16 protein-coding genes are annotated in these 14,288 nt (G+C 42.6%); 9 read left to right on the top strand and 7 right to left on the bottom strand.

Going from position 1 to position 14,288, the window contains the following annotated elements:
* Window positions 1-10: 10 nt before the first annotated feature.
* Together tnpB (CCZ37_RS15810) and tnpA (CCZ37_RS15815) are read right to left on the bottom strand one after the other, a co-directional pair.
* A complete protein-coding gene (gene tnpB / locus CCZ37_RS15810) occupies window positions 11-364 on the bottom strand; it encodes an IS66 family insertion sequence element accessory protein TnpB (protein ID WP_094499614.1) in 354 nt (117 codons plus the stop codon).
* Window positions 361-681 carry an IS66 family insertion sequence element accessory protein TnpA gene (gene tnpA / locus CCZ37_RS15815; RefSeq protein WP_094501461.1) on the bottom strand — a complete coding sequence of 107 codons (321 nt, stop codon included), beginning with the start codon at window positions 679-681 and terminating at the stop codon, window positions 361-363. Before tnpA (CCZ37_RS15815) ends, tnpB (CCZ37_RS15810) begins: the two co-directional genes overlap by 4 nt.
* Before the next feature lie 150 nt (window positions 682-831).
* Between tnpA (CCZ37_RS15815) and CCZ37_RS15820 the strand changes: the two genes are divergently transcribed.
* The 8 genes from CCZ37_RS15820 to CCZ37_RS15855 all read left to right on the top strand — a co-directional run bounded on the left by CCZ37_RS15820 (window position 832) and on the right by CCZ37_RS15855 (window position 8,358).
* Complete coding sequence (locus tag CCZ37_RS15820; RefSeq protein ID WP_244187313.1) at window positions 832-1,086, top strand: hypothetical protein; 255 nt, start codon at window positions 832-834, stop codon at window positions 1,084-1,086.
* A gap of 434 nt (window positions 1,087-1,520) precedes the next feature.
* A complete protein-coding gene (locus CCZ37_RS15825) occupies window positions 1,521-2,354 on the top strand; it encodes an aspartyl/asparaginyl beta-hydroxylase domain-containing protein (protein ID WP_094501463.1) in 834 nt (277 codons plus the stop codon).
* Complete coding sequence (locus tag CCZ37_RS15830) at window positions 2,347-3,594, top strand: FAD/NAD(P)-binding protein (RefSeq protein WP_094501465.1); 1,248 nt, start codon at window positions 2,347-2,349, stop codon at window positions 3,592-3,594. Before CCZ37_RS15825 ends, CCZ37_RS15830 begins: the two co-directional genes overlap by 8 nt.
* A gap of 106 nt (window positions 3,595-3,700) precedes the next feature.
* Window positions 3,701-4,786 carry an ATP-grasp domain-containing protein gene (locus CCZ37_RS15835; RefSeq protein ID WP_157729216.1) on the top strand — a complete coding sequence of 362 codons (1,086 nt, stop codon included), beginning with the start codon at window positions 3,701-3,703 and terminating at the stop codon, window positions 4,784-4,786.
* A 2-nt stretch (window positions 4,787-4,788) separates the two neighbouring features.
* Entirely contained in the window at window positions 4,789-5,655 is an 867-nt protein-coding gene (locus CCZ37_RS15840) for a hypothetical protein (RefSeq protein ID WP_088728983.1), read from the top strand.
* 440 nt (window positions 5,656-6,095) lie between these two features.
* Window positions 6,096-6,416, top strand: a complete 321-nt coding sequence (gene tnpA / locus CCZ37_RS15845) for an IS66 family insertion sequence element accessory protein TnpA (protein ID WP_094501461.1) — start codon at window positions 6,096-6,098, stop codon at window positions 6,414-6,416.
* A complete protein-coding gene (gene tnpB, locus CCZ37_RS15850) occupies window positions 6,413-6,766 on the top strand; it encodes an IS66 family insertion sequence element accessory protein TnpB (RefSeq protein WP_094499614.1) in 354 nt (117 codons plus the stop codon). The genes tnpA (CCZ37_RS15845) and tnpB (CCZ37_RS15850) overlap by 4 nt, the downstream gene beginning before the upstream one ends.
* Before the next feature lie 59 nt (window positions 6,767-6,825).
* A complete protein-coding gene (locus CCZ37_RS15855; RefSeq protein WP_094499631.1) occupies window positions 6,826-8,358 on the top strand; it encodes an IS66-like element ISVa12 family transposase in 1,533 nt (510 codons plus the stop codon).
* A gap of 353 nt (window positions 8,359-8,711) precedes the next feature.
* Here CCZ37_RS15855 and CCZ37_RS15870 read toward each other — a convergent pair whose 3' ends face one another.
* Window positions 8,712-9,029, bottom strand: coding sequence for a HigA family addiction module antitoxin (locus CCZ37_RS15870; RefSeq protein ID WP_026027241.1), 318 nt, complete (start codon window positions 9,027-9,029; stop codon window positions 8,712-8,714).
* A gap of 10 nt (window positions 9,030-9,039) precedes the next feature.
* Window positions 9,040-9,327 (bottom strand): type II toxin-antitoxin system RelE/ParE family toxin, encoded by a 288-nt coding sequence (locus CCZ37_RS15875; RefSeq protein ID WP_001162670.1) that lies wholly within the window; start codon window positions 9,325-9,327, stop codon window positions 9,040-9,042.
* Between the two features lie 317 nt (window positions 9,328-9,644).
* Here CCZ37_RS15875 and CCZ37_RS15890 point away from each other — a divergent pair, with 317 nt between their 5' ends.
* Window positions 9,645-10,613, top strand: coding sequence for an IS30 family transposase (locus CCZ37_RS15890; RefSeq protein WP_094501471.1), 969 nt, complete (start codon window positions 9,645-9,647; stop codon window positions 10,611-10,613).
* 25 nt (window positions 10,614-10,638) lie between these two features.
* Here the strand turns inward: CCZ37_RS15890 and CCZ37_RS15895 are convergent, their stop codons facing one another.
* The 3 genes from CCZ37_RS15895 to CCZ37_RS15915 all read right to left on the bottom strand — a co-directional run bounded on the left by CCZ37_RS15895 (window position 10,639) and on the right by CCZ37_RS15915 (window position 13,195).
* A complete protein-coding gene (locus CCZ37_RS15895; protein ID WP_094501473.1) occupies window positions 10,639-11,622 on the bottom strand; it encodes a HEPN domain-containing protein in 984 nt (327 codons plus the stop codon).
* A complete protein-coding gene (locus CCZ37_RS15900) occupies window positions 11,619-12,158 on the bottom strand; it encodes a hypothetical protein (protein ID WP_094501475.1) in 540 nt (179 codons plus the stop codon). The genes CCZ37_RS15895 and CCZ37_RS15900 overlap by 4 nt, the downstream gene beginning before the upstream one ends.
* Before the next feature lie 713 nt (window positions 12,159-12,871).
* A complete protein-coding gene (locus tag CCZ37_RS15915; RefSeq protein ID WP_004397191.1) occupies window positions 12,872-13,195 on the bottom strand; it encodes a hypothetical protein in 324 nt (107 codons plus the stop codon).
* Window positions 13,196-14,288: the final 1,093 nt, after the last annotated feature.

Consider the following 14,288-nt stretch of genomic DNA (forward strand, 5'->3'; position numbering starts at 1 on the left):
TTTATCGAGATTAACTCATTGTAAAATTGTCTATTTTTATCGGTTTATGGCCGATTATCGTGAAGCCAGATAACAGTCTATCTAAGTCAAATTGAGTCAGGGTGTAGACCTGTTTTTTCTCTTGAGTGGGCCATTTGAATTTGGCTTTTTCGAGCCGTTTGTACCACAGGGCGAAGCCCGTTTTATCCCAGTACAACACTTTGACTTTGTCGCGTTGTTTATTGGTAAACAGGAAAAGTGCGCCTGTACCTAGCGGCAAATCGGTTTCGGACTCGATAATCGCCGCTAGGCCATTGATGGATTTTCTAAAGTCCACGAACTCTCGATACAGGTAAACATTCGGGGCGCTCAACATTCGTTTCATGACAGTGCTCCGATTAACTCTGCCAGATACGAGGCAGGTGTACCCTGTGGAATGCTGAGTTCAGCGTCATTAATAAATAATGTCATGTTGGCGACGGGTGTTTGAGTTACTTGGTAGCGAGTCGTTTTTTCAACGACTTCAGCTTTGATAAAGCCACCAGTTTGAGATTGCCCAAAGCACTGCAATTGTTGACGCTTTGCATAAAAGGTCGAAAGACTCAGACTATGGCGCTCGCAGAAAACACGCTGGGATAGTTGACTGGATTGGTATTGCTCGAACAAGGTTTGCCATTCTTGGTTGGTGCGTCGTTTTGCCATTTCAGATCTCCTTGAGGTTGGAGATTTGATCTTATGGCGGACTGAGGTTGATTAGAATGCGGTGTTTATGGCGCGCTTACACTCGTTTTCACTAATGACCACATTAATCTAACTTTTGGTGGCAAACAAAATCGATTTACCGTAAACCTGATGGAAGGTGAGCACCAGTTTTTTGTTCGATACCATGATGCCGACACACCTCTAATTGCAGCGTACTTGCTTGATAATGAGACACAAGTTGCGGTTGAGACTGGAGTAATTGAATGGCTAGAACACAATAATTTTGTTTATAAAATAGAGGCTTTAACTGAAGATGCAGAGCACTCTCCGCTAATGCCACTAGATTGCTGCCTCACTGTAAATATGGATAAAACCATCAGGCATTTGATTGAAGAAAGCCAATAAAGATGAAAGCAGCAGACTGAGTTATTTCTTACAAGTGCCAACTATGAAGGTTTTGGACAATTCTGAGTTACATCCTTCACTAAATTAGTATTTAACGGATTATCTTGGGTATCGAAAAATCTCTAATCTAGTGGCCAAATTTATTCATCTATTACAACAATAAAGTGATATTTCCATAACTAATTGAGGATTTTATGTACTAGTCCCAACGTTTTTGTCACTTGAGTTTGGTATGAGAGTCGATAACTAACGGATATTGCAGACCCAAACACCAGTTCTTTATCTAGTCCTGTAGAAATACGCAACATGTTGATAAAAGGTAAGGGTTGTTAAATACTATTGACGTAAGGCAATATTTAGTTACAGTTTCCCTTTAAATAGATGCACTGAAATATGTTTTAGTGCACCAAGATTTATAATTGAGAGGGAAATCCATGTCATCAAGAAAGTTGTATAACATCCATTTAGATCAGTACCTTAGCCAAAGGGACTTAGAATTCATTCAGTCATTATCATTCGATATTGCTTACCAAGAGTACGCTTTTGGGGTTTGGGAAACGCTTTCTATATGGAATAAAGAAGGTACTGATGGGAATGCTATTTCGAAGGAATACCACGGAGCGGCAAAGAAAAATACGATTGGTGAAAAACTAACGAATATAAATAAGCTCATTGAAGATAATTTTGATTGTTCTCTAATCAAATCTGTTCGCCTGTTAAGATCATGCAAAGGTGGGATGATATTACCGCACAAAGACTATTTGGAGTTCGAGAAAGGATTTACTCGTATTCATGTGGTGCTTGATATAGACGAGACATGCTTAAACTCAGAGAACGGCATTGTTTATCAGATGAAAGCTGGAGAAGTCTGGTTTTTAGATGGAAATATGCTTCATAGTGCCACATCTGTTAGTCAGAAAGGTAAGTTAAACTTGATGATCGATTTTGAGCCTAATATTCCGTTAGGTGATTTATTTACCAGAGGTGGTGTATTAGATATACCTTTGCATCAAGAGCCTGTTGTTAGAGATTTGGCTTTAGAGGATTCGATAATCAATGCTTTCCTTACATTAAATAAGCATTCAGGGAGTCATCAGGTTAAAGAGATCATGGCGATGCTCAATCACATGTGCTTTAAAGGAAAGCTCCCGCACACTGCCTTCTATGACGTATTAGATTCTGTGTTTGTCCATGAGGTCAATGAGGATAACCGTCAAGAATACCTTGCCATAAAAGACGTGATGATAAAGAGTGGGCATCATGAATAAACAAAAGCACCTAATTGTAGTAGGGGCTGGCGTTTCAGGGGTTAGCGCCTTCATTTCTGCGGTACAAAGTGAAGATTTCGACCATATCACCATCATAGACCCTCTGGGGGTCTGCAAGGGTAGTGGCTTTTCGACATTCTCGGACAAAATGCTTTGCAATACTCCGGTTAACCTAAACTCTGTTGATGGCAACAACTTGTTGGACTTTTACCAATATTGCATCCGGATGGGGCACCCTCACAAAAAGGAAGATTTCGCTCCAAGAAGCCTCTTTCTTGAGTACGTGGTATCTAAGTTCGAAGAATACTTAGGGTTGTTCGAAAGTCGTGGTGGCTGTATTGAGTTTGTTAAAGACAAGGCTGTGGCGATTGATTATGTAGATAAAGAGGTGCTTACAAAAGAAAGTGGGCATCATATCTTTGGGAACTGCATTATTTGTCTTGGGCCAACTCGACCATCCGGCTACGGTATAGAGTCAGACTCTTTACCGGAGATTAAAAGCGCAACCATCTTTGGCAGCAAATTGTCGGCTATCGATTTGGCAATCTTCCTTTGCTCAAAGGGGATCAAGGTTGAGATGGTTTCGCCATCTGGTGAGTTACCTAATGTTAGGTCTCGGCTGCATGAAAGTGCCCCTAGCGGCTCATCGATAGAGGAGCTGGTAAGGCAGGTGTCGAAAGAATCTAAAGATAAGAGTTACGCTAACCTGAGTGTTGCTGAGAAGCTAAACAAAGACATCTCGGATTCAGAAAGCAATCAGTGGCAAGATCTTATTGGTTGCGGGTTGCAGGAGATCATGAATAACGGTTCGCCTTATTTAGAGCGCTTGCTTGCTCTGGCTCCTCAAGTCGTTAAAAGATACATCTGCTCGTTCCCTTACCAAAATGCTCTACTCGTTCAGCAGTACATGAGTGGTGGACTGCTTAGTATTAGTAAGGGAAATAAGTCGGCTTACAAAAGAAATGCCGTAGACGGACACCTGTTTGTAGATGGTGGTGACTCTCTCTTTCCAACGCTAACAGTTGGTGGTAACTTGATATATATCAGGTATATGGAGAGTGCAGAGGTCGGGCTGGATGTGGGCGACTTAACGAAATATGGCATTTATACTTCCGGATCTCTAAATCGGGAAGTTGATTTGGTGGTCAACTACATCAGATACATAACTCAAGACAATCATAAAAAAATAAAAGCAATGAATATCAAAAGGGAGTTTGCTAGTGAAAATATGTGTGGTTAACCCACTTTCCAGTGGAAGTTGTCTAATCGAGGCACTAAAGGACTATGGCGCGGAGATATTCGTGGCTCTCGATGAACGATTTGTGAAAAGTTACGACAACTACGACTTGGCCTTTAGCACAAATGATGAGCTTATCGCTGGAGTGAAAGCGTCAGGCTGTGAGTTGGTTCTATCGGGAAGTGAGTTTGCAGTACCTAACGTAGATGCTGTTACGGCGGCATTAAACATGAAGGGCAATGAAAGTGCCACTGCCGTATGTAGAGCGAATAAAGTTGATATGCTCTCGCGGATCCAAGATCTGGGGCTAGACTCGGCTGGTTTTAAGTTGGTTAAGTCTGTTTCAGAGCTTCCAAGTTATGATGAAGATTCGTTCCCAGTATTCGTTAAGCCAGTAAACAGTGCGGGTAGCGATGGGTGTTTCCGTTGTGATGACATCAATAGCTTACAAAGCCGAGTTGAGAGTCTGGTTAATGCGGAAAACTTGCTAGGAAACATCAATACAAGGGTAATGGTTCAGGAGTATATCCAAGGCCAGCAATATGTTGTTAATACAGTGAGCTTAGACTCCAATCATGTATATGGTGACATTCTTGAGGTTAATCTAGAGGAAGTCGATGGGACACCCGTATACAGGGAGATCTCGGCAACGGATATCGATTACAACAAAGGTGTGAGCAAAGATATTATCAAGTATGTATCTGGCTGCCTTGATGCTTTAGGTGTAAAGAACGGCGCAGCTCATACCGAGGTTCGTGTAACTGAATCTGGGGTAAAGCTTATCGAGGTGAATTTCCGATTAATGGGGCCGGATCTGTACATTGACGCATTTTCTTTTGGTGTGGGGTACAGTCAAGCGTCTTTATGGGCTGAGTCAATCTTTGAGCCTGAGAGGTTTCTGTCGCGTGTAGGAGTGAGTAAGCCTAAGAAAATGAACTTCGCTATGGTGTATCTGCGTGGTCACAAGGCAGGAACCGTGACAAGTCGGATTGATTTGAGCAAGATGAGGCGACTACCTGCGTTTCATAGCTTAAGGCAGATTCCTCCGCTTGGTTACGTGACGGAGAACCCTAAGCTTACAACTGGAGACTTTGGGATCGCGTATATTGCTCATGACTCGAAGGATGTGTTTGAGAATACTCTGATGCGTCTAAAGATCTTGGAGCATGATGGTTTATACGGCATAAGGGATTAGATATGTTGGGTTTTGTGTTTATTTTGGCCTCGGTGACTCTACAGGCATTTGCGTTGTCTCGTGTTAGTTTCCAATTCAGTAGTGGGGAGATTATGATTTTCTCTGCGACCTCCTTTTTCTTGTGCTCGATATTTTTTCTGTGCAAGCTGGTGGTTACCAGAAAGCTGAATCTCACTAGGGATAAGGTACTGTCGTTAGCTAAGATGAATTTATATACCTTGCTAGCATTCTTCTCGTTTCATTTGGCTTTGACTTATATCCCAGCATCCAGCGCGGCTCTATTTGAGTCGGCAGTAGCCGTGGTTGTAGTGTCTGTGATTACTCGTGAAACTTTAGGCAGGTTGGCGCAGGCTTTCACCATCGCTTTGCTAACTCTATTGTTTGCAGTTAAGGCAAACGTGATGGATGCAGCGTTGCTGCTGGGCTTGGTTTTGGCTGCATTGGCCGGAATCGGTGCTGCACTAATTTCATTAAAGTCGAACGCAAAGTTTATGGGTGATTTGTCTATTGATGAGATCTTGGCATTTCGTTTTCTATTGTCAGGTGTTGTCGCCACGGGCGTGGCCTTCTCAACGGGTGCAAGCCTTGGTGGGGAAGTAGGTCTGGCAGAGGTGTTCGGGCTTTCTGTTTTTGGTTTTGTGCTACCGTTCTTTTTGCTTCAGAAAGGAATGGAGGTTACCAAGCCTGTACTTACGGTCTGTATGCTATCTGTGATTCCTGCGATCTCTTACTTGTTCGAGTCGGCGCTATATTCGGAGCCTTCGATCCTAGAGGTAATGTTGATAAGCAGTTCGGTGGCCTTGATAGTCTGGTTTTCAATATCAGACATTATAAAAACTCGAACCAAATCGGTATCGGTGAGAGCTTAGTCAAAACTATAGAGACATCAATATGATGTCTCTTTTTTCTCTTTATAGAGTGGTCTGAACCCAAGTTGATTATCCAAGGTCAGTCAGAACATTAATCAACTAAACATATCGTGTTACATTAGAAAAATCAGGTCAAATTTCGATAGTGAAGAATCTTGAGAGTAACAGGTCTAAGGCAGAAAGGGGCACTTCTGAGTTACCAAATATCAAAATTGAAGGTTCTAGATAAAGCCATACCAGTGATTTTGCTATATTAGCTAAACAAAAACTAGGAAGGAAGCCTTCCCATAACTGGGCCTGCATCGTCACGAGCCTTTGAGCCTAGGCATTTTTTCCCCCGTTACCCTACCAAGATAAATGGTAAGCGCGTCATAAACACCGCATTCTAATCATCCTCAGTCCGCCATAAGATCAAATCTCCAACCTCAAGGAGATCTGAAATGGCAAAACGACGCACCAACCAAGAATGGCAAACCTTGTTCGAGCAATACCAATCCAGTCAACTATCCCAGCGTGTTTTCTGCGAGCGCCATAGTCTGAGTCTTTCGACCTTTTATGCAAAGCGTCAACAATTGCAGTGCTTTGGGCAATCTCAAACTGGTGGCTTTATCAAAGCTGAAGTCGTTGAAAAAACGACTCGCTACCAAGTAACTCAAACACCCGTCGCCAACATGACATTATTTATTAATGACGCTGAACTCAGCATTCCACAGGGTACACCTGCCTCGTATCTGGCAGAGTTAATCGGAGCACTGTCATGAAACGAATGTTGAGCGCCCCGAATGTTTACCTGTATCGAGAGTTCGTGGACTTTAGAAAATCCATCAATGGCCTAGCGGCGATTATCGAGTCCGAAACCGATTTGCCGCTAGGTACAGGCGCACTTTTCCTGTTTACCAATAAACAACGCGACAAAGTCAAAGTGTTGTACTGGGATAAAACGGGCTTCGCCCTGTGGTACAAACGGCTCGAAAAAGCCAAATTCAAATGGCCCACTCAAGAGAAAAAACAGGTCTACACCCTGACTCAATTTGACTTAGATAGACTGTTATCTGGCTTCACGATAATCGGCCATAAACCGATAAAAATAGACAATTTTACAATGAGTTAATCTCGATAAAAGTCAGTTATACCAAGCCTTGACGTGGTGTTTTTAGTATAATCAATGCCATGAAAAAGACGCCCGATATTAACCCAGAAAGCCAAGACATCGCCGAGCTTCAAGCTATGGTGAAAGCGTTGATGTCGGAGAAAAAAGAGTGGCAACAAGAGCGCCAATCCTTAATTGAGCAGTTTAAACTGGCCCTTGACCGTCAATTCGCCAAACGCTCGGAAGCGTTAAAGCCTTATAATGAAGCGCAAGGTGACCTCTTTAATGAGGCGGAATGTGAAGCAGCGAAAGTGGAAGATGAGGTTATCACCACCACAACGACGACCATTAAACGTCGTGGTAAACGTCAACCGCTGCCTAAAGACTTACCGCGTGAAACACTCGTACTTGACCTAGATGAGCACGACAAGCAGTGCTCATGCTGCCAACACGCTCTGCATAAAATCGGCGAAGACCGCAGTGAAAAGCTGGAGTTCACGCCCGCCGTCCTAAAAGTATTGGAAGTCGTTCGCCCGAAATACGCCTGTCGTCAGTGTGAACAACAGGCTGAAAAAAGCCACATTCACCAACAACCCGCACCGATAAGTATCATCCCCAAAAGCTTCGCTACCGAAAGTCTGCTTGCCAACATTATTTTAGGTAAATATCAGTATGCGCTTCCGCTGTATCGTCAGGAAACCTTGTTCACCCAATCAGGTATCGAGTTATCGAGAACGACCATGGCCAGGTGGGTAATCCAGGTGAGTGAAAAGTTCAAACCGCTTTATCAGGCACTGAAGGCTCACTTACTCGAACAAGTGGTGGTTCAGGCCGATGAAACGCCGCTCAATGTGCTCAAGGAAGACAAGCAATGTTACATGTGGTTGTACTGCTCGGGAGCCGACTCCCCTGAAGCTAAACTCCCTGACATGAAAAATATCGTCTTGTTCGACTATCAAAACAGTCGCGCGAGAGTGTGCCCCGTGAACTTCTTGGGTGATTACTCAGGCTATCTGCAAAGTGATGGTTACGCGGCTTATGATGGATTAACCAACGTCACCAATGTCGGTTGCTTCGCTCATGCACGTCGTAAGTTCATGGAAGCGAAGAAGCTTCAGGGCAAGGGTAAAACAGGTAAAGCGGATGTGGCGTTAGCCAAAATCCAAAAGTTGTACGCACTTGAATCTCGATTAAAACTGGCTTCGGTCGAAGAGCGTTGGGCAGAAAGACAAGCGCAGGCTAAACCGATGTTGGATGACTTCTATGACTGGTTAACCACGCAGAAAGTCATCGAATCGAGTCCTCTTGGTAAAGCGATCAAGTACACCTTGGGTCAGTGGCCTAAGCTGATACGCTATGTTGAAGATGGGCATTTATCTATCGACAACAACCGAGCGGAACGCGCAATCAAATCGCTGGTCATTGGCAGAAAAAATTGGTTATTCTCGACGAATCCGCTTGGTGCTGATGCGAGTGCTTTGCTGTATAGCATCATCGAGACGGCGAAAGCGAACGGACTGATACTCTACGATTACATGGTCAAATGTATGAAAGAACTGGCAAAGCCAGAGCCTGATATCAACTCACTGCTTCCTTGGAACTTCTCACACTAAAACGCCCCGTGGGATCATGGGGCGCATACGATAAACTTGCCCTTTCCACACTTTGCGCCCGCTAAATTCACAACAAACCAGCACCAAAACTCATTGAGGCAAACAAAGAACCTTGCCTGTTTTACGGCTTGAGCGAACCACGAATTTGAGGGTAAAAAAGCTCATTTGCCGACAACACAAAACGAATGGCCGGAGAAATCCCAAAAGATTGAGCCCCTAAATTTACCTGAGTTGCATAACGCCCGCTTAAGGGGCAGCCAACGCCACTACCAACTTGCCGCATAACATCGTAATCACAAAAGCCAACGCATGGTAAAAATGCCACGCGTTGGCTGTCCCTCTTGAAGCGTTTGTTATGTACGTGCGCTTTGTTCCAGCGAAACAAACAACGGCTTTACAAACTTTGCTTCTTCTTGATAACGATTTCTCGTATCCCAAAGATCAACTGCATGTTGAATGTTAAGCCAAAATTCTGGTGTATTACCTAATGCCGCGGCCAACTTGATTGCTACCGGAGCTGTTAACACTCCGCCATTAATCAAATTACTCACCGTATTTCTGTGTACGCCCATAGCTTCAGCGAGCGCTTTTGATGTGATGCCCATTGGTTCAAGAAATTCAATTTTTAACATTTCCCCAACGCTAACTGGACGACGTTTTGTCTTACGCATAGTCGTTACCTCAATACTTATGTGGGTCTAAGTAAGTATTTAGTGCAACACCATCAACCCACTGAAAAATCAAACGATACTGTTTGTTCACTCGAATTGAACACCAACCTTTAAGATTTCCTTCAAGATGTTCAAAACGATTACCCGGTGGAATTCTTAAGTCTGATTCAGCTTGAGCTGCATCTAAGATTTCCAGCTTCCGAAATAGAGCGTTCTCTATGCTACTAGGAATTAAACGATGTCGTTTATCATCCTCGTAAAACTGCTCTAACCACTTATCTTTAAATTCTAATGCCATTGCAACTTGCACTGTCTCATTGTGCATCCATAAACAAAGACTAACGCATAATGACACTGTGCACAAGTTTGATTTGTAGGAAGGATTTCAGAAAAGTACATAACGCCCTGTTAAGGGGTGAGCAACGCAATACCAATGCCGCCGCATACCACCTAAAACACTAAATCCAACGCATAGTGAAAATACCATGCGTTGTGAATCCCTCTTAAATTGCTTGTTATGCGCCTTGGATTCAAGTACGAAGTGCGACACCTCTGAACATAAAAACAGTAAGGTGCGATAATCATGAAGTTTGCTCCCGCCAAGAAGTAAAAAACATGAAATACACACACCTCACTGAGAACGAAAGGTATATGATTTCTGCGCTCAGAAAGCAAGGGATCAGTACCGCAAAAATAGCTAAACAACTGGACCGTCACAAAGCCACTATCTATCGAGAAATTGAACGTAATTGTCGTTACAACAAGTTCTTCGATAGGTACTCTTATCAACCAGAGCGGGCACAGCAAATGGCGCGCAACCGGCTTAGTCGTTCACGGCGAAATAAACGCTATACCGAACTTGACTTCAGACTACCTGAAGCCTTGCTACGACTGGACTGGAGCCCTGACCAAATAGTCGGATACCTAAGAATGAGAGGCTATCCAACAATGAGCCACGAGCTCATTTATCAGCACGTTTGGAACGACAAAACTCTCGGTGGAACGCTATGGAAACACCTACGCCAATCCACCAAGAAAAGGCGTAAAAGGTACAACTCAAAAGACAGTCGAGGACGGCTGGCAAATAAGCGTCATATTGCCGAAAGACCTGCAGACGCTGAGCATCGAAAAGAGCCTGGCCACTGGGAAATTGATACCGTCGTTGGCCGCGGAACCAAGCACTGTATCGTCACTTTAGTCGACAGAATGACTGGCTACACTTTTATGGGGCAAATGGACGATAGAACAAGCGAATCACTCAACGTAAGAATGAGCAAAATCATGACCCGCTCTGACTTACCTTTTAAGACGATAACTGCTGATAACGGCACTGAATTTCATGGTTATGCACAACTAGAAAAACATCATAACTGCCTGTTTTACTTTGCAAATCCATACCATTCATGGGAGCGAGGCACTAATGAAAACACCAATGGTTTGATACGACAATACTTACCAAAACGAACCTCCATGTCACACGTGACACAGAAGCTGTGTAATGAAATTGCAGATAAATTAAATACGCGCCCACGCAAAAGACTTGGGTATAGAACACCACTGGAGTATATTCATGCGCATCTGTAGAAAGTGTCGCACTTCAAACTTGATACTAAGCGCCTTTTAGCTTATGTAGGCTATACATAATATTTCCACGAACATCGTTTAGCATGTATTTATTAGATTCGAAAATTGTTGGCATATAGTCTTTAAACTCCTCCACTGATGTTACACCATTTAAGATTGCAGTTTGTACAGCTCCTTGGCAACGAGTTACGCCATAGATCATTACCTGACTATACAGTTCTAGCTCTTTGGATGTGAAATCAATTGACCTAAAGCCATGATGCGTCGAGTCATTTCTAAATATACGTATTTTTTCTAAGACTTTTACTAACTCTTTCTTCCAGTAAAAATAATTCTCAAAACTTTCAAGCTTACTCAAAAGCGCTTGGTCAACGAGTTTACCTGCCTTTCCATTAGGAAAGCCTAAGAACCAACGGATATAAACGGCGATGTTATCCTTTTCAGATTCCTTTAATAGTGCTTCTACCGCAAACCAGTTAAATAGGATTTTTAGCTGAGGGTTATTCTCATGCTTGCTGTTCCTAAACCAGTGTAAGGATCGCAGATATCGCTTACTTAACTCTGAGTCTTGAGCCAATATGCAGTGAGTAATATCGACTCTTTGAGTATTTCCTTGATGAGTGACAAACGACATAGTCGGTTGGTGTGTTGATGACTTCAATTTATGCAACTGTCCAGTTGAAAGGTCTTTTACGAAGCCAATGGAAGACAGAGTAAAATTTGACATCGGAACTTCAATTGATTTTAGGTCTAAGATCTCTTCAAACCTACTTTCAGCAATTGAGACGGCTGCTTCCATTGAATTGCTATTGACGATAGTGGCGATCCGAGCACAATGGCTATATTTAGTGAAGTCTAAATTTAATTTCTTGGCACAAGCCTGAAGTGCGGAAAGTTCCTCTGATGAATCAGCATTTGATGAGCGTAGTTCAACATTAGAATACACAGTTGTCGTTGGCAGATACACACTTTGCGTTTCTAGGACTTTGACAATTAGATATGGTTTCATTTACTTGATTCCACCAAGGTATCAACAAGCTTCTGCATAACAATTCTACGAACTTGTCCCTCAACCTGCTTGTGAAGTACCTTACCGTTACTTTTGAGGTAGCGGATTAGAGTTGCTATGGGCTTATACGAATTTTGAGTAATTACTAATTCACCAATAAGGTGAAATGTTTTCGGTTTAACAACTCGCTCAAAGAGAAGGTATTCGACAAGGCTAGCAAACAGCTTTTCATTATTAACTGAATAATAATATTTTAGCCTAAGGGTAAGCAGTTTCTCTTCATCCTGCTTACTTTCATAGAGGGCACGATCAAACAAGACAACCGAGTTATTGTCAAAAGTTTTAATAGCTAACTCATAGCCCTGCACAATCGTTTTTATGTGGTTTGGTTTTGCCTCTTGCATTTCGTTGAAGAAATATTTTGCTTCAAGTATTCGCCCATTCTCTATCAGATAGCTTATGTAATCATTTAACCGCTTTAGGTACTTTTTGTGCCCAAAAGGCGTATCTCTAAACTTCTTTTCTATTAATTCCAATACCAACCTCTTTTCACAAAACTTACCAGCTGCACTGGCGCATAACGCCCGGCTAAGGGGTTGACAACGCACCGCCGAACTCAAAAAACACACTGTAAACCCTGAATTTCAATTTTGCACTAAAGCCGCCACGCGTTGGCAATCCCTCTTGAGCCGTTTGTTAGCTGCTGCACTTTAGCCGGAGATTGACTACCCAACGGCCTAATTTAAAACACATTATTGCTTTCAAACGACAAAGTAAAACGGACAATTTAGAAACTAAAACCTAATCCACGAAACGCACTTGGCAAAGAAGAAATAACAGGAAAACTTGACGAGCTTCTAGGACTTAAATTTACAAAGAATTCTTTCGAAGAAGCCAACAACCAAGTGCGCAAAACCCATTTAGGCGCGAAAGAGCTTCAAAACCAAAGAAGCCACACCAAAGAAATAAACAAACACACCACTTCCCGTAAACAGACTTCGGTTAGTTCAAGCACTTCACGAACAGTGCCACTGGCGAGATACATGGAAAAATGCTGACTTTCAGGTGTAAAGCTAGAGCCTCAGACTAAGAAAAATAAGCGCTTAATTTTATGGTTTTTCTTAACCTCAGCTAACGCCCGGTTAAGGGGCAACCAACGCCACTACCAACTTTCCGCATAACACAGTAATCACAAAAACCAACGCATAGTAAAAATGCCACGCGTTGGTTGTCCCTCTTGAACCGTTTGTTATGTACGTTCTTCACCTTTACCCAAAAGATAGCCAGTCAATAATGCATCTAATTCTTGAAGACTCATATGACCAAAATTTTTTACTAAATATTTAGTTGCTTCAGACGAATTTGATGGGTTTGTAACACCGAACTCAGACTTATAGTTGCCAACTTTTGCTTTTACCGATTCAAATTTAAGACCTGTAGATTCAGAAAGAACAGAACATAAATCACTTTGTAACCCTCTCGGAAACTCAAGTTCTGCGAGAGTTTTATAAATGATCAAGCATCTTAGTTCAGTCTCGAAATTCCAGCCTGAGTCAGCTTTAAATGAGTACATTTTTTCTCCTGAGTACATAACGCCCGGCTAAGGGGTTGACAACGCACCGCCGGACTTAAAAAACACACTTAAACACTGAACTTCAATTTTGCACTAAAATCGCCAAGCGTTGGCAATCCCTCTTGAGCCGTTTGTTATGCAAATTCAATGAGATAAACCGAATTTACACGACCAAAAGCCACAATTGCAATGGTTGAGTGATTCAAGAACCAACCCAAGTAGGAGCCGAGATAAATAAGCCGCCAAAACAAAGTCCACCTTTCAGCAACCAACCAAGCTTTTGAATCAGGAAAACTCAACGAGCGAAAAGTTCAGCAAAAGCAAAATGCTCGATTAACTTGCCCTTTCCACACTTTGCGAACGCTGATTTGACAACAAGCCAGCGCCAAAACTGATTGAGGCAAACAAAGAAATTTGCCTGTTTTACGGTTTGAGTTAACCACGAATCTGAGGGTAAAAGTGCTCATTTGCCGACAACACAAAACGAATGGCCGGAGAAATCTAAAAAGATTGAACCCCTAAATTTCCCTGAGTTGCATAACGCCCGGCTAAGGGGTTGACAACGCACCGCCGAACTCAAAAAAACCACTGTAAACACTGAACTTCAATTTTGCACTAAAATCGCCAAGCGTTGGCAATCCCTCTTGAGCCGTTTGTTAGGCCAACAGATTGACAACGATACTTTCAAAACCAAAGAACAAGACTTGTTTAAAAACTGAAAACCAACTAAGCGATTCATTTATAAACCAAAATCTCAAATCAGAAAAGAAACCAAAAAACTCAAATTGAGCGATTTGGAAGAAAAGTGACGAGCGTAGCATGCTCGGCGGACGTTTGGATGCCGAAGGTTATTTTGCCGATGAATTCACAGCGATAAACAACCCAACGCGATCAAGAAACAACAAATATGTGATGACGATTTATTGCTTAAGTTAAGCCACAAAACATAGAATTCACTGCTCAATTTCAACTCGATTTAGCTGATAAAAACTCACCTTGCCTAACGCCCGGTTAAGGGGTTGACAACGCACCACTAAACTCAAAAAATACACTGTAAACACTTAACTGCAATTTTGCACTAAAGTCGCCAAGC

This window comes from Vibrio qinghaiensis (assembly GCF_002257545.1).
In the GTDB taxonomy this organism is placed as follows: domain Bacteria; phylum Pseudomonadota; class Gammaproteobacteria; order Enterobacterales; family Vibrionaceae; genus Vibrio; species Vibrio ordalii.

Bases quoted from the DNA above. Each gene is read 5' to 3' on its own strand.
- tnpB (WP_094499614.1), bottom strand. From the start codon at position 364: ATGAAACGAATGTTGAGCGCCCCGAATGTTTACCTGTATCGAGAGTTC.
- tnpA (WP_094501461.1), bottom strand. From the start codon at position 681: ATGGCAAAACGACGCACCAACCAAGAATGGCAAACCTTGTTCGAGCAA.
- CCZ37_RS15820 (WP_244187313.1), top strand. From the start codon at position 832: ATGGAAGGTGAGCACCAGTTTTTTGTTCGATACCATGATGCCGACACA.
- CCZ37_RS15825 (WP_094501463.1), top strand. From the start codon at position 1,521: ATGTCATCAAGAAAGTTGTATAACATCCATTTAGATCAGTACCTTAGC.
- CCZ37_RS15830 (WP_094501465.1), top strand. From the start codon at position 2,347: ATGAATAAACAAAAGCACCTAATTGTAGTAGGGGCTGGCGTTTCAGGG.
- CCZ37_RS15840 (WP_088728983.1), top strand. From the start codon at position 4,789: ATGTTGGGTTTTGTGTTTATTTTGGCCTCGGTGACTCTACAGGCATTT.
- tnpA (WP_094501461.1), top strand. From the start codon at position 6,096: ATGGCAAAACGACGCACCAACCAAGAATGGCAAACCTTGTTCGAGCAA.
- tnpB (WP_094499614.1), top strand. From the start codon at position 6,413: ATGAAACGAATGTTGAGCGCCCCGAATGTTTACCTGTATCGAGAGTTC.
- CCZ37_RS15855 (WP_094499631.1), top strand. From the start codon at position 6,826: ATGAAAAAGACGCCCGATATTAACCCAGAAAGCCAAGACATCGCCGAG.
- CCZ37_RS15870 (WP_026027241.1), bottom strand. From the start codon at position 9,029: ATGCGTAAGACAAAACGTCGTCCAGTTAGCGTTGGGGAAATGTTAAAA.
- CCZ37_RS15875 (WP_001162670.1), bottom strand. From the start codon at position 9,327: ATGGCATTAGAATTTAAAGATAAGTGGTTAGAGCAGTTTTACGAGGAT.
- CCZ37_RS15890 (WP_094501471.1), top strand. From the start codon at position 9,645: ATGAAATACACACACCTCACTGAGAACGAAAGGTATATGATTTCTGCG.
- CCZ37_RS15895 (WP_094501473.1), bottom strand. From the start codon at position 11,622: ATGAAACCATATCTAATTGTCAAAGTCCTAGAAACGCAAAGTGTGTAT.
- CCZ37_RS15915 (WP_004397191.1), bottom strand. From the start codon at position 13,195: ATGTACTCATTTAAAGCTGACTCAGGCTGGAATTTCGAGACTGAACTA.